The organism is Roseomonas aerilata DSM 19363, from assembly GCF_000711725.1.
Taxonomy (GTDB): Bacteria; Pseudomonadota; Alphaproteobacteria; order Acetobacterales; family Acetobacteraceae; genus Roseomonas; species Roseomonas aerilata.
Map to the genome: position 1 here is coordinate 1 of NZ_JONP01000048.1, position 22,608 is coordinate 22,608.

At 66.3% G+C, this 22,608-nt stretch carries 26 protein-coding genes and 2 pseudogenes; 16 read left to right on the forward strand and 12 right to left on the reverse strand.

Translation table 11 applies throughout. The annotated features are described in order from the left end of the window. Together BO39_RS25660 and BO39_RS25665 are read left to right on the forward strand one after the other, a co-directional pair. A partial coding sequence (locus tag BO39_RS25660) for a CobW family GTP-binding protein (RefSeq protein WP_043838737.1) occupies positions 1-426 on the forward strand: 426 nt, incomplete at its 5' end. Next, on the forward strand, positions 423-818 hold the full coding sequence (locus BO39_RS25665) for a DUF6525 family protein (RefSeq protein ID WP_052402591.1): 396 nt from the start codon (positions 423-425) through the stop codon (positions 816-818). The genes BO39_RS25660 and BO39_RS25665, both read left to right, overlap by 4 nt. A 119-nt stretch (positions 819-937) precedes the next feature. Here BO39_RS25665 and BO39_RS25670 read toward each other — a convergent pair whose 3' ends face one another. Next, positions 938-1,345 carry a TonB-dependent receptor gene (locus BO39_RS25670; RefSeq protein WP_169742839.1) on the reverse strand — a complete coding sequence of 136 codons (408 nt, stop codon included), beginning with the start codon at positions 1,343-1,345 and terminating at the stop codon, positions 938-940. A 733-nt stretch (positions 1,346-2,078) separates the two neighbouring features. Beyond that, a pseudogene (locus BO39_RS25675) lies at positions 2,079-3,104 on the reverse strand (alkaline phosphatase); the annotation flags it as partial. 291 nt (positions 3,105-3,395) lie between these two features. On the opposite strand from BO39_RS25675, the gene BO39_RS25680 reads away from it, so the two are divergent. Both BO39_RS25680 and BO39_RS25685 read left to right on the forward strand, forming a co-directional pair. Next, the gene (locus BO39_RS25680; protein ID WP_043839111.1) at positions 3,396-3,866 is read left to right on the forward strand and encodes a site-specific integrase; all 471 of its coding nucleotides are present in this window, start codon (positions 3,396-3,398) and stop codon (positions 3,864-3,866) included. A 122-nt stretch (positions 3,867-3,988) separates the two neighbouring features. After that, complete coding sequence (locus BO39_RS25685; RefSeq protein ID WP_156963924.1) at positions 3,989-4,243, forward strand: site-specific integrase; 255 nt, start codon at positions 3,989-3,991, stop codon at positions 4,241-4,243. A gap of 97 nt (positions 4,244-4,340) precedes the next feature. Here BO39_RS25685 and BO39_RS31655 read toward each other — a convergent pair whose 3' ends face one another. Further along, positions 4,341-4,982, reverse strand: coding sequence for an Ada metal-binding domain-containing protein (locus tag BO39_RS31655; RefSeq protein ID WP_084698516.1), 642 nt, complete (start codon positions 4,980-4,982; stop codon positions 4,341-4,343). A 122-nt stretch (positions 4,983-5,104) separates the two neighbouring features. On the opposite strand from BO39_RS31655, the gene BO39_RS25690 reads away from it, so the two are divergent. Then, complete coding sequence (locus tag BO39_RS25690) at positions 5,105-5,992, forward strand: DMT family transporter (RefSeq protein WP_084698513.1); 888 nt, start codon at positions 5,105-5,107, stop codon at positions 5,990-5,992. Between the two features lie 169 nt (positions 5,993-6,161). On the opposite strand, the gene BO39_RS25695 is transcribed toward BO39_RS25690, so the two are convergent. Then, the gene (locus BO39_RS25695; protein WP_052402710.1) at positions 6,162-7,238 is read right to left on the reverse strand and encodes a Na/Pi cotransporter family protein; all 1,077 of its coding nucleotides are present in this window, start codon (positions 7,236-7,238) and stop codon (positions 6,162-6,164) included. A 418-nt stretch (positions 7,239-7,656) separates the two neighbouring features. Between BO39_RS25695 and BO39_RS25700 the strand changes: the two genes are divergently transcribed. Beyond that, the gene (locus BO39_RS25700) at positions 7,657-7,929 is read left to right on the forward strand and encodes a hypothetical protein (protein WP_043839155.1); all 273 of its coding nucleotides are present in this window, start codon (positions 7,657-7,659) and stop codon (positions 7,927-7,929) included. Positions 7,930-8,078: 149 nt separating this feature from the next. Here BO39_RS25700 and BO39_RS25705 read toward each other — a convergent pair whose 3' ends face one another. After that, the gene (locus tag BO39_RS25705; protein WP_043839116.1) at positions 8,079-9,131 is read right to left on the reverse strand and encodes a DUF808 domain-containing protein; all 1,053 of its coding nucleotides are present in this window, start codon (positions 9,129-9,131) and stop codon (positions 8,079-8,081) included. Positions 9,132-9,322: 191 nt separating this feature from the next. On the opposite strand from BO39_RS25705, the gene BO39_RS25710 reads away from it, so the two are divergent. From BO39_RS25710 to BO39_RS25720, 3 genes are all read left to right on the forward strand, one after another. Beyond that, complete coding sequence (locus BO39_RS25710; RefSeq protein WP_043839118.1) at positions 9,323-9,784, forward strand: Rrf2 family transcriptional regulator; 462 nt, start codon at positions 9,323-9,325, stop codon at positions 9,782-9,784. Then, entirely contained in the window at positions 9,774-10,661 is an 888-nt protein-coding gene (locus tag BO39_RS25715) for an NAD(P)/FAD-dependent oxidoreductase (protein ID WP_043839121.1), read from the forward strand. The genes BO39_RS25710 and BO39_RS25715 overlap by 11 nt, the downstream gene beginning before the upstream one ends. Before the next feature lie 383 nt (positions 10,662-11,044). Next, on the forward strand, positions 11,045-12,001 hold the full coding sequence (locus BO39_RS25720) for a site-specific integrase (RefSeq protein WP_084698514.1): 957 nt from the start codon (positions 11,045-11,047) through the stop codon (positions 11,999-12,001). Between the two features lie 24 nt (positions 12,002-12,025). On the opposite strand, the gene BO39_RS25725 is transcribed toward BO39_RS25720, so the two are convergent. Genes BO39_RS25725 through BO39_RS25735 form a run of 3 tightly spaced genes read right to left on the reverse strand, consistent with a single transcriptional unit; the run spans position 12,026 to position 15,159 of the window. Next, positions 12,026-13,003 (reverse strand): Bug family tripartite tricarboxylate transporter substrate binding protein, encoded by a 978-nt coding sequence (locus BO39_RS25725; protein ID WP_043839123.1) that lies wholly within the window; start codon positions 13,001-13,003, stop codon positions 12,026-12,028. A gap of 30 nt (positions 13,004-13,033) precedes the next feature. Further along, complete coding sequence (locus BO39_RS25730; protein ID WP_043839126.1) at positions 13,034-14,395, reverse strand: FAD-dependent oxidoreductase; 1,362 nt, start codon at positions 14,393-14,395, stop codon at positions 13,034-13,036. Between the two features lie 35 nt (positions 14,396-14,430). Continuing rightward, complete coding sequence (locus BO39_RS25735) at positions 14,431-15,159, reverse strand: GntR family transcriptional regulator (RefSeq protein WP_043839128.1); 729 nt, start codon at positions 15,157-15,159, stop codon at positions 14,431-14,433. Between the two features lie 100 nt (positions 15,160-15,259). Between BO39_RS25735 and BO39_RS25740 the strand changes: the two genes are divergently transcribed. The 3 genes from BO39_RS25740 (at position 15,260) to BO39_RS25750 (ending at position 17,049) form a co-directional block, all read left to right on the forward strand. After that, the gene (locus tag BO39_RS25740; RefSeq protein ID WP_043839130.1) at positions 15,260-15,910 is read left to right on the forward strand and encodes an HAD family hydrolase; all 651 of its coding nucleotides are present in this window, start codon (positions 15,260-15,262) and stop codon (positions 15,908-15,910) included. A gap of 133 nt (positions 15,911-16,043) precedes the next feature. Further along, positions 16,044-16,577, forward strand: coding sequence for a GNAT family N-acetyltransferase (locus tag BO39_RS25745; RefSeq protein ID WP_245615411.1), 534 nt, complete (start codon positions 16,044-16,046; stop codon positions 16,575-16,577). A 193-nt stretch (positions 16,578-16,770) separates the two neighbouring features. After that, positions 16,771-17,049, forward strand: coding sequence for a CBU_0592 family membrane protein (locus BO39_RS25750; RefSeq protein WP_043839135.1), 279 nt, complete (start codon positions 16,771-16,773; stop codon positions 17,047-17,049). A gap of 70 nt (positions 17,050-17,119) precedes the next feature. On the opposite strand, the gene BO39_RS25755 is transcribed toward BO39_RS25750, so the two are convergent. The 4 genes from BO39_RS25755 to BO39_RS25765 all read right to left on the reverse strand — a co-directional run bounded on the left by BO39_RS25755 (position 17,120) and on the right by BO39_RS25765 (position 20,273). After that, complete coding sequence (locus tag BO39_RS25755; RefSeq protein WP_043839137.1) at positions 17,120-17,890, reverse strand: hypothetical protein; 771 nt, start codon at positions 17,888-17,890, stop codon at positions 17,120-17,122. A 185-nt stretch (positions 17,891-18,075) separates the two neighbouring features. Beyond that, on the reverse strand, positions 18,076-18,219 hold the full coding sequence (locus BO39_RS33060) for a hypothetical protein (RefSeq protein ID WP_156963926.1): 144 nt from the start codon (positions 18,217-18,219) through the stop codon (positions 18,076-18,078). Between the two features lie 111 nt (positions 18,220-18,330). Then, entirely contained in the window at positions 18,331-18,963 is a 633-nt protein-coding gene (plsY, locus tag BO39_RS25760; RefSeq protein WP_043839139.1) for a glycerol-3-phosphate 1-O-acyltransferase PlsY, read from the reverse strand. Positions 18,964-19,397: 434 nt separating this feature from the next. Beyond that, a complete protein-coding gene (locus BO39_RS25765) occupies positions 19,398-20,273 on the reverse strand; it encodes a LysR family transcriptional regulator (protein ID WP_084698515.1) in 876 nt (291 codons plus the stop codon). Positions 20,274-20,359: 86 nt separating this feature from the next. Between BO39_RS25765 and BO39_RS35040 the strand changes: the two genes are divergently transcribed. The 4 genes and pseudogenes from BO39_RS35040 to BO39_RS25780 form a co-directional block, all read left to right on the forward strand. Further along, complete coding sequence (locus BO39_RS35040; RefSeq protein ID WP_281175629.1) at positions 20,360-20,494, forward strand: hypothetical protein; 135 nt, start codon at positions 20,360-20,362, stop codon at positions 20,492-20,494. Positions 20,495-20,530: 36 nt separating this feature from the next. Beyond that, positions 20,531-21,202 carry a glutathione S-transferase family protein gene (locus BO39_RS25770; RefSeq protein ID WP_043839143.1) on the forward strand — a complete coding sequence of 224 codons (672 nt, stop codon included), beginning with the start codon at positions 20,531-20,533 and terminating at the stop codon, positions 21,200-21,202. 56 nt (positions 21,203-21,258) lie between these two features. Beyond that, complete coding sequence (locus BO39_RS25775) at positions 21,259-22,071, forward strand: SDR family NAD(P)-dependent oxidoreductase (protein WP_043839145.1); 813 nt, start codon at positions 21,259-21,261, stop codon at positions 22,069-22,071. Between the two features lie 256 nt (positions 22,072-22,327). Next, positions 22,328-22,608, forward strand: a pseudogene (locus BO39_RS25780) (IS6 family transposase); the annotation flags it as partial.

Below are 22,608 nucleotides of genomic sequence, written 5' to 3' on the forward strand. Positions count from 1 at the left end.
CACCGGACGCAGAAGGCCGAGCTGCCGACGGAGGAGGTGATGGGGCGCGGCGCCTTCGATCTCTCCCGTGTGCTGGAGATGGAGCCGGATTTCCTCTCGGGCGAGGACGACCACGAGCATGACGATGCGATCGGCTCCGTCTCCTTCGAGGTGGAGCGGCCGTTGGACGAGGAGCGCTTCCATACCTGGATCAGTGAGCTGCTCCGGACCAAGGGCCAGGACCTGCTGCGGTCGAAAGGCATCTTACACTTCCATGACGATGGTCGCCGTTACGCGTTCCAGGCCGTTCACATGCTGGCTGACGGCGACTTCATCGGGCCGGTGAAGCCCGGCGGCGCCCGGCGCAGCAAGATTGTCTTCATCGGGCGCGATCTGAACCGTGTCGCGCTGCGCCGGGGCTTCGAGGCCTGCCAGGTGGCCGGATGAGCGTGGCGGCGGCCCCGCCGCGCCGGGGTATCCTGGCCGATAATGACGTCAGTCCCAGGGAGGAGATGTGGCGGCGCTGGCACGGCGACGAGTGGTCGGCGCTGGAGGCCCTACCTGGTGCCGTCCGGCGCCGGATCCAGGAACATGCTTACGACGCATGGTCGGTGAATGTCTTGATGCTCTGGCGGATGTTCCGTCGCCGGACCGCCAGCAGCGCGCGGGCGGAACGGCGCCTGCTGCGCTACCTTGATGAATGCGAAGCCATGGAGCAGGCGGCGGCAGATGCCGCCCACCGCAGGATCTATGGAGTGCCGCTCCCGCATGTCGCGGCGGGCGCCAGCGTTCTTCGGGCGCGGGCCGTCGACGGGCGAGGAGCCGGTGCGGTCGGATGAGAAAGGGCCGCCACCTGGGCCGCCGGGAGCCTTGAAATGGTTCCCGGCGGTCTCATCCGCACTGAAAATCGTTGGGCGAACTCCTAGCGCGCCTTCAACGATTCCCGAACGGTCGAGGATCAGAAGGTCAGCGTCGCGAGCAGGCGCACGGTCCGGCCGGGCAGCAGCACCTCGTCCTTCTTGAAGGACGCGACGTTCCGGATGTCGGAGTCCAGCAAGTTAGTGCCGACGACAGAGAAATTTGCCGTCCTGACGTCGTCGAGCCGCGCGGTGTACCCAATCCGCGCGTTCACCAGGTCGTAGCCCTTCGTCGGCGTCTCGTTCTCGCCGACCCGGTTCTGGTTGAACGCGTGCAGGTAGTCGACGCTGCCCTGGAAGGTGCCGTCCGCTCGCAGACCACCTCCTGGCTGAACACGATGCCGCGGAGGAGGAATATCTCCGCGAAATCCCGCAAGGTCAGGCGGTAGCGTAAGCGCCACCGCACCACGAGAGATGACGTCGCTCGGGTACTGAGCCCTGTTCAGCAACCCCGATCTGCGCTCGTTGAACCCTCGACCGCAGCTGTTGCACCGGAACCTCCGGTAGCCCTGGGCCATACGGTCCCGCCGCTCGGTCGTCTCCGCCGAACCGCAGTCCACGCACTCCATCTCAGGCCGCCAGCTGCCCATCAACCCGTCAGGCGCTTATCCACGCCTGACCCAGCTCGCCAACCTGGGCATCCGTGGCGTGAGCGCCGACAGAACCGAAGGTGGTCGCAGTTCCTAGCAACGGGACGATGCCGTCCAGAGCCTGAACAGGGCGCCCGCGAGGGCGCCCTGCTGCCCGCAGACGTGGAATTCAGGCAAAAACTAGATCCGATGAAGTGGAAGCCGCCCCGGCCAGCGCGATGGCCGCGGTCTCCGCAGCAGCCACCTCATCCGTGACGGCAACATTATCCAGCCCCATGGCTCGCATCATCACGTGGAAAACATCCGTGTTGTCGAGGTAGTTCTCCCCCATCCCGCGGTATTCGTAGTTCGCGAGCCCTGGGTCGATCATCGTCGCCGCTTCTGCCAACAGCTCGGAGCCAGGCCCCTCGGCCCAGATCGGCACCAGCTCGTTCGTGTGATTGCCAGTGTGCCAGCTAACACCCGGAATCTCGCCCTGACCGTTGTTCTGCACGGGCTGAAATGGCACCGTGACTGCATTAGGCCCGAGCACAAGACCATTCCCGTGGTCGGTCGTGACGATGACCAGCGTCTCTTCCCAGCTGCTGTTCGCCTCAACCCAGTCAATAACGGAGGCGACGGTCTCGTTGAAGGAGATCTGCTCCTCGATAATGCGGCCGGTGTCGTTGGCATGGGCCGCCCAGTCCACGGCGCCGCCCTCGACCATGAGGAAGAAGCCGTCGTCGTCCTGGCTGAGAACGTTCAGCGCGCCCTCGGCCATAATGGAAAGCTCGGGCATATTCACGAGCTGGTCACCCATGCCCGTGCCTTCACGGCCTTGCTGTAGTGTCGAGCCGTTGCGGAAAGTACCGAGGATCTTGTCGCCTTCCCCGAAGCTGAAAGTGCCATTAGCCAGAGCCTCAAACTGGGCCTCGCTGTCAATGAAGGTGTAATCGGTGTTGCCGGAGAGAACCTCGGCGAAGGTCTCCGCGCCGCCGACGTACCGATAATCGCCCGCGCTCGTAGGTATCCGGAACTCGCCGTCCGCATCGTAGAAGGGATGACCGGCGCCCATGATGACGGAGGCCTTGCCGCTCTCGATCATCTCCTTGGAGATGCCTTCATAGTCGTTGCGGCTCGCGTTGTGGGCCGCAAAGGAGGCTGGCGTGGCGTGCGACCACTGAACGCTTGTCACGACGCCGAGCGCACGTCCGCTTTCGACCGCGTAGTCGCCAATGCTCATGAGCGGCTGGCCGAAGTTGTCGTAGCTGATTGCATTATTGTAGGTCTTGACACCGGTGGCGAGCGCCGTGCCCGCGGCGGCACTGTCGGTGATGCCGCTGCGCAGATACTCATAGCCTTCGAAAGCCGCGGGATAGTTGCCGAACATCCCCTTTGCCGGCGCCGCGTTCCACACCTGCGTCGGATCGTAGCCGAGCTCGCCCTCCAGGGTGTTGGTGGGCGTGGATGAAGTGGTGAGCGGGTAGGTGCTCATATAGCCCTTGGTCGAAAAGCTATCGTAGGCCTGCTCACCCAGCTCGCCGTGCTGATAGTAGCTGGCGGCGTCCCAGGTTCCCGGGCTGGCGCCGTCCGAGATAAGCAGGATGACGTTCTTCGCTGCAGCCTTCTCGTCAGCCATGGTCAGACAGTTTCCTTGTCATGCAGCGCATGAGTGACGCTGCCGGACAGACGGGTAATCTGATGGTGTGTATGTTCTAAAACGTCGAAAGTGGAATCTGGTTAAGTTTTGGTAATCTACTAATCATGAAGGTAGATCGACCAGCTCAGGTCGGCGCGCGCCGCGGTCTACGCCACCCGCGCCGGCGGCGAGGGCACCCGCCGCGCCCACCGCTCCGCCTGGAGTGCCTTCCAGGCCTGGTGCGCTTCCCTCGGCCGCGAACCCCTCGCGGGCGACCCCGAGACGCCCGCCATGTACGCCGTCCGCTGCGCCGACCGCGGCCTCGCCGCCGCCAGCCTGCGCGGCCACCTCGCCGCCATCGGGGCCGCCCACCGCCTCGCCGGGGTGGCGCTCGACCTCCGCCACCTCCGCCTCATCATGGTTCTCGAGAGCATCGCCCGCGATAAGGGAACCCGCCCGCGCCAAAAAGCCGCGGCCGCCGGGCCCGATGTGATCCGGCTGATGCTCGCCTCCCGCCCCTCCCCTGCCACCCCGCTCGGCGCCCGCGACCGGGCGCTCTTGTTGGTTGGCTTCGGTGCCGCCCTTCGCCGGAGCGAGCTCGCGGGCCTCGCGCTCGGCGACGTCACCCCCGTTCCCGGGCGGGGGCTTCGCGTGCTCGTGCGTCGTTCGAAGACCGACCAGCGCGGTGCCGGCCAGGAGGTCGCTGTCTGGGCCAACCCAAAGGAGACGGGCTTCTGCCCACTCGCCGCCCTCGAGGCCTAGCTCGCCTTCCGCCAGAAGGGGCCGGACATCACCGGCGGAGCCTCGGATGGAGAGAGGCCGCTCTTCGTGGGGATGAGCAAGGCCGGGCGCCTCACAGGGCAGGAGCTGTCGGACAAGGCGGTGTGGCAGCTGGTGAAGGGCGCGGCCGAGGCGGCGGGGCTCGAGGGCTGGAGCGCTTCTCAGGGCACTCGCTTCGCGTGGGGCTCGCCACCGCCGCCGGCGAGGCCGGTGCCGACCTCGCCCAGGTCATGCGCCAGACCCGGCACCGCTCGGCCGACGTTGCGCTCGGCTACCTCCGACCCGCCGATCTATGGCGCAACAACCCCACCAAAGGCATCTGGGGTGAGCCGGGCGACGTGGATAAAACGCGGGACTGATCGTCAACACAGGGCGGCGCGACAGCCGACTTGGGTGGACAGCAGACATAGCGCCTTGCGCACCACTGCGAGGGGTGAAGGATGACGCCTTCCCCATTCAGCCGAGGCTGGAGCCAGTTAGGGCTTCGGCCACCAATGCGGGTTCGGCCTGGTGACTTGGCGTCTTTCGCCTGATCGAACCCGGCGGACGGCGGTAGACCTCGACAAAGACAGCGTTGAAGCGCCGCAGGCTTCCAAAGCCTGCTTGTAAAGCAACCTCGGTCATCGACAGGTCAGTTCCGGTCAGTAGGCGCTTGGCCCGCTGCACTCGGGCCGTTCGAGCGATTGCCGTCGGCGTAGCCCCAAGGTGGCGGCAGAACAATCGCCGGAGGTGTCGCTCCGTCATGCCCAATCGTGCTGCCAAACCTTCGACGGTGGCTCCCTCCCCATCGAGCGCACCATCATCGACGATGAGCCTGAAAGCCCGCTCCACCGTCGTCAGAGTGCCCTTCCAGGCGGGGGAGAATGGCGCTGCTTCTGGCCGACACCGCAGGCAAGGACGGAAACCCGCTGCCTCGGCCGCTGCGGCGCTCGGGGCAAAATCCACGTTTCGGCGGAAAGGAAGGCGAACGGGGCAGACGCACCGGCAGTAGATCCCCGTGGTCCTGACGCAAGCGAAAAACGCCCCATCGAATGCGGGGTCACGGTCCGCCCAGGCCCTTTCCCAGATCGCAGCCTCGTCCGTCATGTCACCGACCATACACTGATCGGAAGACAGCACAGACGATGAGGTCCGATTCTGGCGAGGCAGCGCCGCTCCGACAGGCGATCCATGCGCCTCCCTTCACCACAAGGTTTCCCCGCGTGTCCGAGCCTCGCCGTATGCGCCCCTCCGAATGGGGCCTCCTCTGTCTCCTCTCGCTCCTCTGGGGCGGGTCCTTCTTCTTCTCGAAGATCACCCTGTCCGAATTGCCGCCCCTGACGGTGGTGCTGGCGCGCGTTGGCATCGCTGCCGTTGCCTTGTGGGCCTACCTCCGACTGCGAAGCATCGCCGCTCCAACCTCTGCCAACCTCTGGCTGGCCTTCCTCGGCATGGGGTTACTGAACAGTCTTGTCCCCTTCACGCTGATCTTCTGGGGGCAGACCTTCATCGGCAGCGGACTGGCTTCCATCCTCAATGCCACCACGCCGGTCTTCTCAATCCTGGTTGCTCACTTCCTGGCGCAGGATGAGAAGCTGACTGTTGCCAAGGTGACCGGGATCGCGCTTGGGATCGCCGGCGTGGCCGTGCTGCTGGGCGGGCAAGCAGCCGGGGCCGCAGGAGGAGCCCTGTGGGGCATTCTGGCCTGCCTCGGCGCCGCGCTTTCCTATGGCTTCGCCAATACCTATGGCCGCCGCTTCAAGCGGATGGGCATTGATCCCGCCGTGAGTGCCTTCGGACAGATCGCCGGCACGACGATTATGGCGCTTCCGCTCGTGCTGCTGATCGACCAACCCTGGCGCCTCGCCGTGCCAGGAATTGCCGTGCTGGGTGCCCTGATAAGCTTGGCCCTCCTGTCCACGGCGCTGGCCTACATCATCTTCTTCCGCCTCATCGCTACGGCAGGGGCGACGAACACGTCCCTGGTCACGCTGCTGATCCCGGTCAGCGCAATCCTGCTGGGGGCAGCGTTCCTGGGCGAGCAGCTATCGACACCTCAGCTTGGCGGCATGGTCCTGATCGGGCTCGGCCTCCTGGCACTGGACGGGCGTATTTTCGGCCAGCGTTGAAACGCCCGCCTTCGGCTCTACCGCTGCTTTGGGTCGCCTGCCGCGGTGGTCACCACCAGCTTGGACGTTTCTGGCCAGGGCTGGGCTGGGCTAATCTGCCCGATCCTAAGTCGGATGCACGCTGAACTCGCGACGACGAACTGGATGCGGCAGGCTCTCGCGCCTTCCGCTAGTCCGCCGGGCGGGGCACTGGTCCGACGCGGCCTGCATCTCCGGGCTCCTCGCGGTCCGGGATGGCGCGCGCGAGCAGCGCCGCGATGCGGGCGCTGAAGGGAAGGAAGACCGCCGCGCCCAGTAGGTTGAAGGCAACATGGGCGTTCGCGACTTGGTTGGGCACCTCGCCGCTCGTGTAGCGCGCAATGGCGGCAAGCCCGTCAATCAGCAGTACCCCGACCGTCACGGTCACGAGGTTGAACAGCAGATGGAACACCCCTGCTCGGACCGCGTGGCGCGAACGGCCGACCGTGGCCACCAGCGTGTCCGAGCAGGTGCCGATCTCGGCGCCGAGCATGATGGCGAGGCCGGTGGGCAGCTCGATCAATCCTTGCCCCGCCATCACGATCACCACGCCGAGCGTCGCCGAGGAGGATTGGATCAGCAGCGTGAAGGCTGCCCCCGCCAGCACTCCGAGCATGGGGGTGCTCATGCCCTTGATCCACTCCAGGACCGCCGGGTGGTCACGCAGCGGCTCCACGGCCTCGCCCAGCACGTGCAGGCCGAACAGCACCAGCCCGACGCCGAGCAGCGCCGTGCCCCAGGCACGGAGGTCGTCGCGCCCGGCCAGGGCGCGCAGCAGCAGCCCCGCCACCATCGCCACTGGCGCATACTCGTCCACCCCAATGGCGAAGACCTGGGACGACACGGTAGTCCCGATGTTGCTGCCCAGGATCACCGGCAAGGCCTGAGCGAAGCCGAGAAGACCGGCATCCACCAAGCCGATCAGCAGGATAATGGTCACGGAGGAGGAGTCGAGCAGGGTGGTTGCCGCCACCCCGGTCAGCAGGCCGCGCACCGGGCCAGCCGTGGCGCGCCCGAGCAGCGACTTCACCCGGTCGCCAGCCGCGTCTCGCAAGCCTTCGGCGAGCTGCGCGACACCAAACAGGAACAGCGCTAGGCCACCGATGAAGCCCATGGCGAGCTCAACCCAGTCCACCTCCGGCCGCCCACCGCCCTGCGCCCAGGCCGCTCCGGCGAGGAGAAGAAACATAGCGGTGAGGGCGCTCCGTGGCATCGAGGTGCGGCGCATGCGTTCGGTTCCCCAGATCGGAAACGGCAAAGGCTTCGCCTAGCATGGCGACACAGCCGCGGTTCGCCGGATGCGGGCGGTTTAACCGAAACGTCTCGAAGCCGGAGGGTCTCTGAGCTGGGCGCCATGCTACTGCCGACCGCGTCACGGTAGCAGTGTTCGGGCTGTCCGTTCGCGACCGGCCGATGGCCAAGCCCAAGTAGCGCATGACTGGGCGCTGATGCCTCCGGGTCGCCTGCTGCGATAGCTTCCCGGCGGAGGGCTATCGCCGAAGAGAGTGGAATCCAGTCATTTCTGTGGAAGGCAACGGTAATCAGACCGGGCCGGTGTCGATGGCTCGCCCCAGCTCTTGAGGGCATTCCGCGACCATGGACGGAGCGCAACACGCTCCTGGTGGAAGATTGATGTGACGGAATGGATGTTCGACGACCCTCCGAATGTGGCCGTGTTTACGACGTGGAGTATCGTCCAAGACGGTGCGTGGATCGCCCTCGTCTTTCACGATGCCGATGACGGAAGCTGGCAGTTCTACGACAGCACGCCGGGCGAGCCGCGGGAGGAGGAAGCCATGATCGATGCCTTGAGCAGCATGATGCTTCGCGACGGCACACTGAACGAGCTTGTGGACCTGCCGGAAGGTTGGCGCGCTTGGCGGACGGGCCGACCGCACCTTGGCAGCGGGGAAGAATAGGATGGCATGCCAAGTCCGCTCAGAATCGAGGGCGGCGATAGGATTTTGGTACCCAGCTTGGCGCAGAGTGGAGTGGAAGGTGCAGGTCCGCCCCAGATTGCTCTTTCCCAACCCTAACCGGACCCTGCTGGCAGCGTCGGCGTCCCCTGTCAGGCGCCCGCCGCTCTGTGTCCCCTCGGCTCCCGCCGGAACAGGCCGATCAGCGGCGACACCACGAACTGCACCACGGGAATCAGCACCGCGCCGACCACCAGGCCTACCACGCCCGAACCCGCCGCCGTCGCCAGCCATTCCACCGCACCCGCCACCGCCGGCACCGCATCCGCCGCCCCGACGGCGACCCCGTGGATCGCGTGCTCCACCCCCGGCAAGCCGTAGCTCGCCAGCCCGTGCACGATGATCCCGCCGCCCACCCACACCATGGCCGCCGTGCCCACAACCGCCAGCACCTTGAGGAACCAGGGCATCCCGACCACCAGCCCGCGCCCGATCGCCTGCGTCACCGGCCGCACCGTGAGGTCGGCGCCGCTAGGCTGGCCAATCCGCCGGCGGAAGATTGCGGAGATCGGACGCTCGCCGGCCGCCATCGCCAGCCCCGCGTCATCCGCCTTCACGATTAGCGCCACCACCCCGTAAACGCCCACCGTGATGCCGGCCCCGACGATGGCCAGAATCACCGCCTGTTCCCACAGCGGCACGTCGGGCAGGGTACCGAGCGTGATCGCCATGATCTCGGCCGACAGGATGAAGTCGGTGCCGATGGCGCTCCGCACCTTGGCGTCTTCCAGCGCCTGGGGGTTTTCTGGCGGCGCCAGTACCTTGGCCTCGTGCCGGCCGGCCCCGTGCGGCGCCACTGCGTGCCACACCTTCTCGGCCCCCTCGTAGCAGAGGTAGGCGCCGCCAAGCATCAGCAGCGGCGTGATGGCCCAGGGCGCGAACAGGCTCAGCAGCAGCGCGCCAGGGAGAAGGAACAACAGCTTGTTCTTGAGCGATCCCCACGCGATCTTTGCCACGATCGGCACCTCGCGCGCCGCGGCGAAGCCCACCACGTAGCGCGGCGTCACCGCGGCATCGTCGATCACCACGCCTGCCGCCTTGGCGCCGGCCTTGGCCGACTGCGCCGCCACGTCGTCCAGCGAGGCCGCCGCGACCTTGGCCAGTCCGGCGATGTCGTCCAACAGCGCGATCAACCCTGTGCTCAAGCGAAGCTCCCCGTGTAGCGCGCATGCGCGGCCATCCTGAACGACCCGTAACCCCGCCACGACCCCGCCGGTTTGTTTCGAGAACGTCGGGACCGAATCGCGGGCCTTTTCGGCCTAGACGAACCCTTCCTCCCAATCAGCATCGACAGGCGACCTTGATGAGCGAGCTATCATGTATCATTTGAGGATACATGAACCGTGACACCCGCCTCTCGGCCATCCTGCATGCCTTGCTCCACATGACCGAGCAGGACGGCCCCATGACATCAGAGGCGCTGGCCGCGTGCATGAATACCAACGCAGCCGTGGTTCGCCGGACGATGGCAGGGCTGCGCGAAATGGGGCTGGTCCGGTCCGAGAAAGGGCATGGCGGCGGATGGCGGCTGGCCCGCGACCTGCACGCCGTGACCTTGCGCGACATCTACGACGCGCTCGGCGCCCCGCAGATTTTCGCCATCGGCCACAAGACCGAGAACCCGGTCTGCCTGGTCGAGCAGGCCGTGAACAGCGCCCTGAGTGACGCCTTGCAGGACGCCGAGGCCTTGCTCGTGCAACGGCTCGGCGACGTCACGCTGGCCGCGCTCTCGGCCGATTTCCACAGCCGCCTCTCGCTCCGGGGCAGCCATCCGGGAGCGGCCACCCATGCTGCATGACGCCATCATCATCGGCGGCAGCTACGGCGGCATGGCCGCGGCCCTGCAGCTTGCCCGGGCGCGGCGCCAAGTCCTGGTTGTGGATGCTGGACACCGGCGGAACCGGTTCGCGAAGCACTCGCACGGCTTTCTCACCCGGGATGGCGAGCCGCCCGGTGCCATCGCGGAGTGCGCCCGCGAGCAGCTGCTGAAGTACCCTACGGTGACCTGGATCGAGGGAACCGTCGGGTCGGCCGTCGCGGCCGAGGACGGCTTCCAGGTGCTGCTTGAGGGTGGTGGGCAGCATGGGGGGAGACGCCTAGTGCTTGCGACCGGGGTCACCGACGAGTTGCCCGACTTGCCCGGACTGCGCGAGCGCTGGGGCGCCAGCGTGTTTCTCTGCCCCTATTGCGATGGGTATGAGCTGGAGAGGGGCCGCCTCGGCGTATTGGCGACCGGGGCGTTCTGGTTCCATCAGGCCATGCTGATCCCCGAGTGGGGCCACACCACGCTGTTCACCCAAGGCATCCATCATCCGGACGCGGAGCAGCGAGCGGCACTGGCGGCCCGCGGCGTCAGCATCGAGGAGATGCCCGTCATCGCCGTAGACGGAGCACGGGCAATGATGCGTTTGGAGGATGGGCGCAGCATCCCGCTGGACGGCTTGTTCCTGGTACCCCGCACCCGGTTCAGCAGCGCGGTGGTGGAAGGGTTGGGTTGTGTCCTTGAGGACGGTCCCATGGGACCGTTCATCTGGACCGATGCAAGGAGGGGAACGAGCGTGCCGGGCGTCTTCGCCTGCGGGGATGCGGCGCGAGCGGCCGGGTCCGTGTCCCTGGCCGTGGGCGACGGTGCGCTAGCAGGGACAGCGGTGCATCAGTCCCTCATTTTCGGATAGTCCGGCACACTGGGCGTCGCTTTCCCGAGTGGCGGACCACTGCGTCGCGTTAGGGCTGGCGCTCTCCCTTCCTCGGCACCAACCAAGCCGCTTTCGGCCGCGTCCACTACTAGCCTCACCATCGGGAGAGTCTGATCTGGGCAAACTCAGCACAGTGGAAGATCGTGGCACACGCCCTCCCCTCTCACATCAGGCACGATAAGAGGGGGATTATCGTGCGTGGCACCTCGTTTGAGGCAGCAAAAACAGGGGTTCTCAGAGACAAGCCCGGCTATATTTCGTGGAACGGGGGCGAGGCGGGGCACCCTTACCGTTCCGTCCGTTAATCCCCTTATCGGACGGAACCGGGCACGCGCCCTCGCGCAGGCCCGACAGCGTGCCCCCTGCCCCGCCTCCGCCGCGGCCGAGACCCTCATGCTGCACACCCGCTTGCTCGACGGCTTCCGAGTGCCCGGGACGGTCGACCAGGCGGCCGAGCTGCAGGCGCTCTCAGCGCGCGCCGCCGTTTACGCCACCCGCGTCCGCGACAGGGGCACCCGCTCGCGCGGAAAGGCCGCGGCTGCCGGACCCGAGGTGCTCCGGCTGATGCTGGCCACCCGCCCCTTCCCGCCACCCCGCTCGGCGCCTGCGACCGCGCGCTGTTGTTGGTCGGCTTCGGCGCCGCGCTCCGCCGGAGCGAGCTCGCTGGGCTCAGCCTCGGCGACGTCACCTCTGTCCCCGGGCGCGGCCTCTGCGTGCTCGTCCGCTGCTCCACGACCGACCAGCGCGGCACTGGCCGGGAGGTCGCCGTCTGGGTCAATCCGGGCGAGCTGGGCTTCTGCTCATTCGCCGCCCTCGAGGCATGGCTTGTCTTCCGCCGGAAGGGACCGGACATCACAGGGGGTGCCTCGCATGGCGAGAGGCCGCTCTTCCTAGGTATGAGCAAGGCCGGGCGGCTCACGGGTCCGGAGCTCTCCGACCAGGCGCTGTGGCGGCTGGTGAAGGGGGCGGCTCAGGACGCCGGGATCGAGGGGTGGGAGCGCTTCTCGGGGCACTCACTGCGCGCGGGGCTGGCGACGGCCGCCGGCGAGGCCGGGGCCGACCTCGCCCAGGTCATGCGGCAGACCCGCCATCGCTCGGCCGATGTCGCTCTCGGGTACCTCCAACCGGCCGACCTCTGGCGGAACAACCCTACCCGCCGCATCGGGGCAAACACGGAGAAGCGGATCGGACGTGAGGATCAGCAGCCCGCTCCTGACTGGAGGCAAGTTATCCCCGATCGCTGGGGACGGTTCTGTGGGCATCTGACCGTTACCGTTTCCAGGCCTTCTTCAACGCCTCGAGCGGCAAGAGCTTGTTGACTGGGCAGGCTCGGCCTGTCGGAGTCAGTCGCTGAGCCGGATCTGGCCCTCTCGAGCGACGACCTCCCACTTGCTGAAGTCGCTGTCCAGGAAGCGCGCGAACGCGGCAGGGCCGTCCGGGTTCACGATGGCGCCCTCGGCCACGAGGCGCTCCGCAAGGGAGGGGTGTTGCACCGCCGCTCCGGCGACCTGCGCGCCCTTCTCGATGATCGCGGCCGGCGTCCCCTTCGGCGCCATGAGACCGAACCAAGCCGAGACTTCGAAGCCGGGGTATCCGGACTCCGCGACGGTTGGAACGTCCGGCAGGATGGCCGAGCGCTCGGGCGTGGAGACGGCTACGGCGCGCAGCCGCCCGTCGCGCACCTGCCCGATGACGGCGACGATGTTGTCGAACATCATCTGGCACCGTCCCGCCACGAGGTCGGTCTGCGCCGGCGCGCTGCCGCGGTAGGGAACGTGAACGATGTCAATCTTCGCGAGTGACTTCAGCAACTCGCTTGCCATCTGGTGCGACGTGCCATTGCCCGAGGAAGCGAAGCTGATCGCGCCTGGGGAGCGCCGCGCCAGTGCGACGAGTTCCGCCACGGTTCGCGCCTCGACGGAGGGGTGGACCACCAGCACCAGGGGCGTCGCGATGAGGCGGGTGACTGGAACGAAGTCGCCCTTCGCGTCGAAGGGCAGCTTCGCGTAGGTCGCCGCCGTGATCGTGTGGGCAGCGGTGGCCATGAGGAAGGTGTGCCCGTCGGGTGCCGCCTTGGCGACCACGTCGGTGCCGATCGTGCCGCCGGCGCCGGGACGGTTCTCCACTACGGTCGTCTGTCCCAGCGCCTCGCTCATCCGCGCCGCGAGGCCGCGCGCGAGGGTGTCCGACGCGCTGCCCGGCGGGAAGGGCACGACGATGCGGATGGGGCGGGACGGCCAGACCTCCTGGGCTCTCGCGCTCAGGAGTGCCGGGGCCGCGAGGGTCCCCGACGTCAGGGCCAGGATCGAGCGACGCTTCATTCTTGTTTCCTCCCTGCTGCGTTAACCGGCTTACACGGTCGCGGCGTTCCTCTCGAAGGCGCGGCCGAGATAGGCCCCCTCTTCTGCCAAGCGGTCCTGCAGCGCGCTCACGTCGAGCCGGGCGAGCGGCGCGTTCCGCCCCGCCGCCATGGCCGCCGCGGTGCCGGCCGCCTGGCCCGTGACGAGGCAGGGCGCCATGTTCCTGGTCGCGCCGTGGGCGAAGTGGGTGGCCGAGAGGCATCGCCCCGCCACGATCAGATTGTCCACGCCCTGCGGCAGCAGGGAGCGGTAGGGCACGTCGAAGGCGCCGTCGCCGCCAACATCGACGAAGTAGGCCTGGCCGGTGTCGGGGTGGTGGATGTCCACGGGGAAGCAGATCTGCCCGACCGTGTCGTTGAACTTCCGCCCCTCCAGCACGTCCTCCTTCGTGATCTCGTACTCGCCGACGATGTTGCGAGACTCCCGGACGCCCGCAACGACCTGGGGCATGAAGTAGGAGCCCTCGAAGCCCGGAACGTGTTTGCGGATGAAGTTCCCAGCGCGGACGCATTGCTGCGTCAGGTCCTGCATGGCGCGCGACATGGCCAGCGGGTCGGTACCGTCCACGCCGAAGACGGCGGACGTGTTCACGTTGATCCGATTCGGCCAGACGGTGTTGAAGAACACCTTGTGGTCGCGGTTGGGGAAGATCCCCTCGCGCTCGATCACGTCGTTCCAGGCGCTGAAGGTGCCGTTGAAGTAGACCGGGATCGGCTCAGGGTGGTCGGGGCGCGTCGCCATGGCGGGAGCCACCTCGCCGATCGTAGCGGCGATGGTCTTCGTGTCCACGTTGTGAAAGTGCATGAGCATGGAGACGGGCTGCATCTTGCCCGTGCCCTCCTCGCCCTTGCGGGTTGGGCAACCGGCGAAGGTCGCGATGTCGGCGTCGCCGCTCGTGTCGACGTAGGAGGCGGCGCGCACGGTCCGCAGCCCGCCCTTCATTGCCGTCACCAGCCCGGTGACGGTTGCGCCGTCCCGCTCGACACCGACGACGCTCGCGCCGTAGATGACCTGCGCGCCCGCCTCGGCCAGCATCTCCGCCGCGACGATTCGGAACCAGTCGCCGTCCACGGGCGTGACGGCGCTGACGAAGCCGCCGTAAGGGACGTGCCCGACGGCGGCGCCGACCGCGATCAGCCGGTCCACCATCTCCTGGGCGATGCCGAAGACGGTCTGGCGCATGTCCCGCGTCAGGAAGCTGTGGAGGCAGAGCCCAGTGGTCGCGTTACCGCCCACGAAGGGGCGCGGCTCCAGCACCACTGTCCGCGCCCCGCTCCGCGCCGCTGCGATCCCGGCTGCGACGCCGGTGACCCCGCCGCCGACGATCGCCACGTCGTAATTCAGGTCCGTCATGTTCGTCTCCTCCAGGTGGGTCCTTGCGGCCCGCGTCAGTCGTTCGGAACGGGTCGTCCAGCCAAGGCGTCCAGGTTCCGCAGGTGCCCGCCCGCTCCTGGCGTAGGGGCGGGCTCAATCTGCATCACCGCCTCCACCACCCTTCGCCCGGCATGAGCGATGTGCTCGCGCATGAGCGCCTCGGCTGCCGCCCCGTCGCCGGCCTCCAGCAGATCAATCAGCCGGGCGTGCTCGGCCACCGATCCGGCCTGGTGCGCAGGCGAGAGCAACGAGAGGCGGCGGTAGGCGGCCACGAGCGGCTCAAGCCCCTCCAGCGCCGCCAGGGCACGGCCACTGCCGCAGGCGTCGGCGAGGATGCGGTGGAAGCGGCCGTTCAGCTCGACGAGGGCCGGCACGTCGCCCTGGCCGGCCGCCTCGCGGCTGCGGACGTGGAGGTCGCGCATCGCATCGATGTCCGCAGCGGTCCGGCGGCCAGCGGCGATCCGGGCGATCGCCCCCTCGATGGCCGCGCGCAGGAAGTAGACCTCCGCCACGTCCTCCGCGGTCGGCCGGAAGACCCGGAAGCCGCGCGTGGTGACGACCTCCAACAGCCCCTGCCCGACGAGACGCTTGACGGCCTCCCGCACGGGGGTCCGGCTGACCTGGAGCCGCTCGGCGAGTTGGACCTCGGAGATCGTCTCCCCGGGGCGCAGACGGCCATCCAGGATCATGCCCCGGATTTGCTCGTAAGCGACTTCGTATCGCGGCGTGATGCTGTCCAGCATTGTATCCCATCCTGCATACAGGTTTGCATGGTCGCAGGCAGATGACAACATGCCTCTTCCTGGGCAGGCTCCGCCTGCATCGTGAGGGATGACAGAGCGCATGGTCAGGCATGGTCTGGTCATCTTCGACTGCGATGGTGTGCTCGTGGACAGCGAGATCCTCGCCGCCGAGGTCCTGGCCCGCGCCGCCACGTCGCTCGGCTTGGCTATTACAGCCGCCGAGGCCCTGCCGCGCTTCCGCGGCCGGCGCTTGCCGGCGATCCTGGCGGAGATAGAGGCCGAACTCAGCACCCCGCTACCTCCAGACCTGCCGGACAAGATGCGGGCGGATCTCAGGACCGCCCTCGCATCAGTAAAGCCTGTGCCGGGGATCGCAGAGGCGCTGGATCGCATCGATCGACCAACCTGCGTCGCGTCGGGCGGCAGTATGGCAAAGATGCGGCTGACGCTTGGCGCAGCCGGCCTCCTGCCGCGATTTGAGGGACGGCTCTTCAGCTCGCCCGAAACCGGCTTCTGGAAACCGGCCCCGGACCTTTTCCTCCACGCCGCCCGCGCGCTCGGCTTCCGCCCGGAGGACTGCGACGTGGTCGAAGACAGCACCGGCGGCGTGGAAGCCGGCCGCGCCGCCGGCATGCGCGTCCTCGCCTTCGTCAGCACGGACGCAGACGCAGAAGCCATGGGCAGCTTGGGTGCCGTCCCCTTCCGACACATGCGGGAACTACCGGACTTGCTCGCCGACAGGACCGGCTGAGGCCCACGATGTATTGGCTTATACCAACCGCCCTGGTGGATGACCGCTCAAGTTGGAAACCAGACTTTCGTTTGACGCAGCCCCACTTGAGGCTACGAGGGATGGGTTAGGCTGCATCCCCGCAGAGGCCGGCGTGACCGCACCATCCATTCCAACGCTGATGACCCATCGCCTCATCTTGCGCGCGCCCACCGAGGCAGACTTTCCAGCTTACGCCGCCTTCTTGAGTTCGGCTCGCACGCGCGGCATGGGCGGGCCTTACGGCACCCGTGCGGCCTGGGGACTGTTCTGCCACGAGGTGGCTGGGTGGACGCTTCACGGACACGGGGCCCTGATGGTCGATCTCAGGGCTACGGGTGAATGCGTTGGGCAGGTCGGCATCAGCCACGGGCCGCTCTACCCCGAGAAGGAACTCGGTTGGCTCATCTATGATGGGCATGAGGGACGAGGCTACGCGGCCGAGGCGGCGACGGTCCTGCGGGACTGGGCGCACGAGGCGCTCGGCTTGGACAGCCTCGTCAGCTACGTCGACCCGAAAAACGCGCGATCCATCGCCCTTGCCGAGCGGATCGGCGCCACGGTGGACCCCCAGGCCCTGGGGCAGGATCCAGGAGATCTGGTCTACCGACACAGGGCGGGCAGCGGTTGGGGGACGCCGCGGTGCTAACCCTGTATCTCGCCTCCGGGTCAGGCTCTATGGCCGACCACAGAAACCGGCTTGCGTCGGGCGCGGCGCTACCTCCTGGGCTGGAGCTAACGCCAGGTCTGTGGCAGCGAACACGCGCTGAGGCGCACCCCCTGCTATTCGGGAAAGCGCAATATGTTACGACACACCGCGTATCGGACTATGAGAGGACCGCGTGACCGAGCTGTTCAGCAACCTTACCTACGTCGACCTCGTAGGCTCTACCGGGACACTGATCGTGGTTGCTGCCTACTTCGCTACGCAAACGAGGCTTCTCAACTCTGAAGACCTTGCGTTCCCGGTCGTCAATCTCCTTGGATCATTCCTCATCGCCTTCTCGCTCTACTTCAACTTCGATCTTGCATCCGCGCTGATGGAATTCTTTTGGATAGCGATCAGCGGGGTCGGCATCTGGAAGGGTCTCAAGGAGCGGAGCAGGGCAACCGCGACCTAGGGCCGCTTCGGGTCGGCAGGGCGCATCGCGCCCTGCCGCCTTAGCAGGACAGCTCATAGATCGGTCGACGTCATCCTGGAGGGAAGGCTTTGGCCCATCGCCAGACAGCGACACATCCCGCAAGGAAGGCGAGTCCGCCACCCGCCCACATGCCGCCCCGGCCGAGAAGGGCTCCACAGAGCCACGCGGCGCCGAGGACGACACCGGAGAAGAGGGCCACCATGCCCCACTCCGCGGCCCCTCCCGTGGTGTTGCGCCCTCCTGCGGATAGCCCGGGAACGGGACGGCCGGGCTGCCAGTCCGGGAGGACCTCCGGGAAGGGTCGGTCAGTCTGCCGGTCGACGCCTGTCAGGTCGGAGGAGGCATCCCCGACCGGTGGCATCTCCGGGCGACCGGGACCGTGCCAGATCCGCACGGCGCGGTGGAGTGCATCGAGGAAGGCGTCAGCGCTGTCGTAGAAGTTCGCATGTTCCGCGAGGTAGAGGCGGACCTCCTGCGAGGGTCCCCGCCCGGCCAGGGTGACGATTCCGGCCTCCCACGCCCTCAGGGCCGGTGCCAGCCCCGGCAGGCGCGCCTCTGCCAGCCGGCAGGCCGAGGTCAGGTTTGCCCTCGCCTCGCGCCAGCCGAGACGGATGGGGTCGACCGCATGTTCCTCCGGATCGGCAAAGGCGGTGCGGAACTCCCTCTCCCAGGTGCCGCCGAGGTGCTCCTCCCGGAGCAGGGCGAACCAGAAGAGGGGCAGGCCGTTGTTGGCCGTCAGGCCGACCACAGCCTCCTCGTCCTCCTCCGTGAGGTAGGGCAGGCCGGAGCCGCGCAGCTCCAGATGAACGCGGTTTCCCATAGCCGGAAGTGAGCACGCGGTGCGCGCGGCGGTCCACATTCTTTACCTGCGTCGCGCAGCGCGGCTGCATAGGCACAAAGAAAGAAGTCCGGGCCTCCGGGAATGAGTTATGGTTCCGCCACAACCGCCGTACCCCCGCCGAAGATGACGTTCCCGTCGAGCCTATCCTTAAACCATGTGAGGGGTTAGGCGGCCTCTTCCTCCCAGGAAGCGCCGAACGCTTCCGGATGCGCCTGAAGGCCGGCGAGGCGCAGATCGCGATACTCCGCCACGTCCGACGTGGAGAGGTGGCGAGTCTCGGAAATTACCGTACTGCTGTTCTCAGCCATGACAGGACTGCACTGGGGTATGGCGATGTCCGAGAAGGGGCGACTGCCGCGATAGCTTTCCCGACTGGGTGGGCTACCGCTGTCCGAGGTGGTGAGCGGTCCTTCGGTGTCTCAAGCCGATCCGAACGACAGCTTGTTCTCTGTGCCCGACAACAACCGTCTCACGTTCGCGCCGTGTTTGAGGATGACGATGAGGGCCATCAAGCAAGCGAACGCGTTGAAGTAGCCCGTGGTCGCGAAGCCGGGCACGAATGAGAGAGCGGCGAACACCGCTGTGGCGGTTATCGTTCCCAGGGACACGAACCGAGTTGATGCGACCACGGCAACAAAAAGCGCGAGGCATATCAGAGCCATTTGCCAGTCTATCATGAAGAGCACCGTCAGGCCGGTGAGCGCCCCCTTGCCTCCCTGGAAGCCAAAGTAGACCGGCCAGTTGTGCCCGATGACGGCTCCGGCTCCGGCGGCTAACAGACTGACACACTCAACGGCCGCTCCGGCGTGAACGTAAACGCCAAGCCACAGGCCGATCAGGCACGCCAACACTCCCTTAACGACATCTCCCACCAGGACGACCACGGCGGCAGTCTTACCCAAAACTCTCAGCGTGTTGGTCAGGCCAGCACTCCTGCTGCCATGCTCCAGTATATTCTTGCCGTACGCCTTTCCAACGATGACCGCCGTGCTGACGCTTCCCAAAAGGTATGTCAGGACGAAGCCTGCCAGCACTTTAAGAAGATCGTTCATAGCCTGCTCCCACTGCGGAGATCGAACAGACCGCGTAGACAAAGATGAGCTTACAACCCTTGGGGATGGCCGAAACAGGGAGAGCGGGCGGGTGCAGCAGGGTCGGGGAGCAGTATCATAGTGCCGAGCACGTCATCCCTGAAGGACGGCGGTCAAGCTCCGCTTGGGGGCGGCGGCCTTTAGCCTCCCCGGCTGGTACGCTAGCGCCGGGTGGGGTGGTTTGCAGACATAGATGGCTTAGCGCGGCGGGTCGTTCCAGTGTCTAAGCGGTTCCCGTTTCTCCATGTGAGTTTGCCAGGCTCGAGATAACTGATTTCGGAACAGATATCGGGAAAGCGGTACCGAGCAGCGTGGCTTTGGCATACTGCGGCGTCACCTTTTTGCTGCACGTTCGTATTTGGGAATAATCTGACAGCAACAGCGCTCAGTTCTGATCACCTCGAAGTGCCGAGCGACGCTCCGAGGTGATCCACAATTGCCCGAACCCTTGCTGATGGACGCGGACCCGCCGGAAAAACCGCATAAACTTCGGCCGGATTGAGCCGATGCAGCTTGAACACCTGTGTAAGCTGACCAGTGCGCAGTTCCTCTCCTGCCATCACCCGGGTCGCCAGCGCGATGCCCAGCCCCGCGACCGCAGCCCCGAGCACCCCCGACGCTGAGTTGATCCAGAGCTTCGCGGAGACGTCGATGGAGGTGACGGTCTGATTGTGCGAGAAGCGCCAGCTCTCGCGACCGAACAGGCCATGCTGGACGATGCAGTCGTGCCGGGCGAGATCTGCCGGATTGGCCGGCGTTCCCCTTGCTGAGAGATAGGCTGGTGCCGCGACAACCAGTCGCTCAACCACGCCAAGTCTGCGGGCGCCGAACGTGGAGTCATCCAGCGACCCGACGCCCAGGCGAATGGCAAGATCCACTCCGTCCGTGATGAGGTTCTGGCGCGCGTCACTCATGATCATCTCGACCCGGAGATCCGGATGCCGAGTCAGGAACGTCGCCAGCGCCGGAATGACCGCGCGCGTTCCATAGAGCACGGGCATCGCGAGGCGGATCACGCCGTGCAGCGAGTCCACGCCGCGGGTCGCCTGCTCGGCCTCCTCCATCTCCGCAAGCAGGTATCTCGCGCGCTCCAGATACAGGGTGCCGGCTTCCGTCAGCGAGATGCTGCGAGTGGTGCGCAACAGCAGCGTCGTGTCCAACCGCGCTTCCAGCGTGCCGACGATGCGCGATATCGAGGGTTGCGAGAGCTTCAGTTCGCGCGCCGCACGCGAAAAGCTGCCGCTCTCAGCCACGCGGACGAAAACAGCCATCTCCTGCCATCGAGCACTCATTTGATACTCGGATAAGTGTTGTCCAAGTTGAGTGGATACACCCGGCTTCACGGATAACCTAGATCTTGCCGGCACGCTACGTGATCGGGACGGATGGCGTGATCGCCTATGCCGAGGTCAACCCCGACTACACGCGGCGCCCCGATCCGTCCGAGCTGTTGCCGGTGCTTGATCGGCTGCCTGCCGGCGTCCCGGCCTGAGCACCCTCATCAACTCAAGAGAAGGAGTATCTACCAATGACAATCAAGATCTATGGCGATCCCGGTTCGGGCAGCCTGCGTCGCGTAACATCCGCAGCAGCCATCATGGGCGTCGACATCGAGCGCGTGTATGTCGACCTTTTCAAGGGTGAGAGCCACGCGCCCGACTTCCTGAAGAACCTAAACCCGCACGGCCTGACGCCGGTGATGGTGGACGGCGACGTCGTCCTCTACGAGGCGTCAGCGATCAACATCTACCTCGCGGAGAAGGTTGGCAGCGACCTGCTCGGCGCCACGCCGCAAGAGCGGTACGAAGTGCTGCAGTGGATGTTCTGGTCGGGTGAGCAGTGGAGGGTTTTCTCCGTGCTCACGTTCGATGAGCGGATCGGCAAGCGCCTCATGGGCCAGCCCGAGGACAAGACCATCGTCGACCTGGCGTTCGCCAAGATTCGCGCTGCTGGAGCCGTACTGGATGCGCACCTCGCGGACCGGCGCTTTATCGTGGGCGATCATCTAACGCTGGCGGATCTCGATATCGCGGCCCCCTTTTCGCAGAACGAGCGCACGAAGGTGCCGTTCAACGAGTTCCCCAACCTTGTCACCTGGCAGCAACGCTTGCTGGACACAGTCCCTGCCTGGGCCGCGACGAAGCGCGAAGTCGATGAGCGCATCGACGGCGCCCTTGGGGCGGCCAGCATAACACTCTGAAGCCATGGCGCCGGCATCCTCAAGGGTGACCGGCGCCAAACCAGGAAGGCAAACTCATGAGGATCGACTTGAGCGGCCGCACGGCCATCGTGACGGGCTCCACCGCCGGCATCGGCCGAGCGGCCGCCGAAGGGCTGGCGCGGGCAGGCGCCTCGGTCATCATCAATGGTCGCACCCAGGCGCGGGTTGATGAAGCGATGCGGCAGATGCGCGCTGCGTTTCCGCAAAGCGCCATTTCCGGCATCGCCGCCGATCTTGCGACTGCGGAGGGGGCAAACACCTTCATCGCGCAGGCGCCTTACGCCGACATTCTCGTAAACAACGTCGGCACGGCGTTTCTCCGAGACTATAACGGTATGGACGACATCGCGGCCATCCCCGACGAGGAATGGCTTGGCCTATTCCAGCTCAACGTGATGAGCGGCGTGCGCCTGTCGCGCCACTATTTGCCGCGCATGGTCGGCAAGGCTTGGGGACGCGTGATCTTCGTCAGCAGCGAGTCCGCGGTCAACACGCCCAAGGAAATGCTGGACTACGGCATGACCAAGACCGCGCAGCTCGCCGTCTCGCGCGGCCTCGCCGAAGCAGTCGCGGGCTCGGGTGTCACGGTCAACGCGGTGCTTCCGGGACCGACCCGATCCGAGATCCTCGGCGATCACATGGTTAAGCAGGCAGCGGAGAAGGGTATAACGGTCGAGGAGGCCGAGCAGGGCTTCCTGCAAGCACTCTGCCCCACGAGCCTGATCCGGCGCTTCGCCACGACCGACGAGGTCGCCAACATGATCGTTTACGCCTGCTCAGAGCAGGCATCCGCGACCAGCGGCGCCGCACTCCGGGTGGACGGAGGAATCGTCCGCTTTATGGCCTGACATAGAAGGTCCGGCGACAAGTACCGATCACGTCCGCTGACACTCACACACGCACTGACCGGTGCAGGGGTAGAACTATGAACGTGGAAGGCTCAACGATGGATCACGAACTCTTCTGGATAAGCGGCCGCCCCTACGCGTGGCGAGTACAGTTGGCTCGAATACAAAGGTGTGCCGTATGTCTCTCGCCGCCTAGATAGCATTGGCAAGTTGATGGGGCGTGGCTGGTAGGAGCGAGCCGGGGCAGTCTGCCTGGATGACCTCAGACCCTTCTACCTACCCGGGGTACCGCTTTCCGACGGAGATCATCAGCCATGCCGTTTGGCTCTACCATGTGTTCAGCCTGAGCTTACGGGACGTGGAACTGATCCTGGCGGAGCGGGGCGTCACCGTCACCCATGAGAGCATCCGGAACTGGTGCCGCAAGTTCGGTTCGGAGTTCGCCTATAAGCTACGGCGACGCCGGCCGAGGCCGGGTGACACCTGGCACCTCGATGAGGTGTTTCTGCGCATCAATGGCGTGCTCCACGACCTCTG

Bases quoted from the DNA above. Each gene is read 5' to 3' on its own strand.
- BO39_RS33060 (WP_156963926.1), bottom strand. From the start codon at position 18,219: ATGGCTGAGAACAGCAGTACGGTAATTTCCGAGACTCGCCACCTCTCC.
- BO39_RS25755 (WP_043839137.1), bottom strand. From the start codon at position 17,890: ATGGGAAACCGCGTTCATCTGGAGCTGCGCGGCTCCGGCCTGCCCTAC.
- BO39_RS25680 (WP_043839111.1), top strand. From the start codon at position 3,396: ATGTACGCCGTCCGCTGCGCCGACCGCGGCCTCGCCGCCGCCAGCCTG.
- BO39_RS25725 (WP_043839123.1), bottom strand. From the start codon at position 13,003: ATGAAGCGTCGCTCGATCCTGGCCCTGACGTCGGGGACCCTCGCGGCC.
- BO39_RS25775 (WP_043839145.1), top strand. From the start codon at position 21,259: ATGAGGATCGACTTGAGCGGCCGCACGGCCATCGTGACGGGCTCCACC.
- BO39_RS25690 (WP_084698513.1), top strand. From the start codon at position 5,105: ATGCGCCCCTCCGAATGGGGCCTCCTCTGTCTCCTCTCGCTCCTCTGG.
- BO39_RS25765 (WP_084698515.1), bottom strand. From the start codon at position 20,273: ATGGCTGTTTTCGTCCGCGTGGCTGAGAGCGGCAGCTTTTCGCGTGCG.
- BO39_RS25715 (WP_043839121.1), top strand. From the start codon at position 9,774: ATGCTGCATGACGCCATCATCATCGGCGGCAGCTACGGCGGCATGGCC.
- plsY (WP_043839139.1), bottom strand. From the start codon at position 18,963: ATGAACGATCTTCTTAAAGTGCTGGCAGGCTTCGTCCTGACATACCTT.
- BO39_RS25730 (WP_043839126.1), bottom strand. From the start codon at position 14,395: ATGACGGACCTGAATTACGACGTGGCGATCGTCGGCGGCGGGGTCACC.
- BO39_RS31655 (WP_084698516.1), bottom strand. From the start codon at position 4,982: ATGGTCGGTGACATGACGGACGAGGCTGCGATCTGGGAAAGGGCCTGG.
- BO39_RS25700 (WP_043839155.1), top strand. From the start codon at position 7,657: ATGTTCGACGACCCTCCGAATGTGGCCGTGTTTACGACGTGGAGTATC.
- BO39_RS25735 (WP_043839128.1), bottom strand. From the start codon at position 15,159: ATGCTGGACAGCATCACGCCGCGATACGAAGTCGCTTACGAGCAAATC.
- BO39_RS25665 (WP_052402591.1), top strand. From the start codon at position 423: ATGAGCGTGGCGGCGGCCCCGCCGCGCCGGGGTATCCTGGCCGATAAT.
- BO39_RS25740 (WP_043839130.1), top strand. From the start codon at position 15,260: ATGGTCAGGCATGGTCTGGTCATCTTCGACTGCGATGGTGTGCTCGTG.
- BO39_RS25770 (WP_043839143.1), top strand. From the start codon at position 20,531: ATGACAATCAAGATCTATGGCGATCCCGGTTCGGGCAGCCTGCGTCGC.
- BO39_RS25695 (WP_052402710.1), bottom strand. From the start codon at position 7,238: ATGCGCCGCACCTCGATGCCACGGAGCGCCCTCACCGCTATGTTTCTT.
- BO39_RS25710 (WP_043839118.1), top strand. From the start codon at position 9,323: ATGAACCGTGACACCCGCCTCTCGGCCATCCTGCATGCCTTGCTCCAC.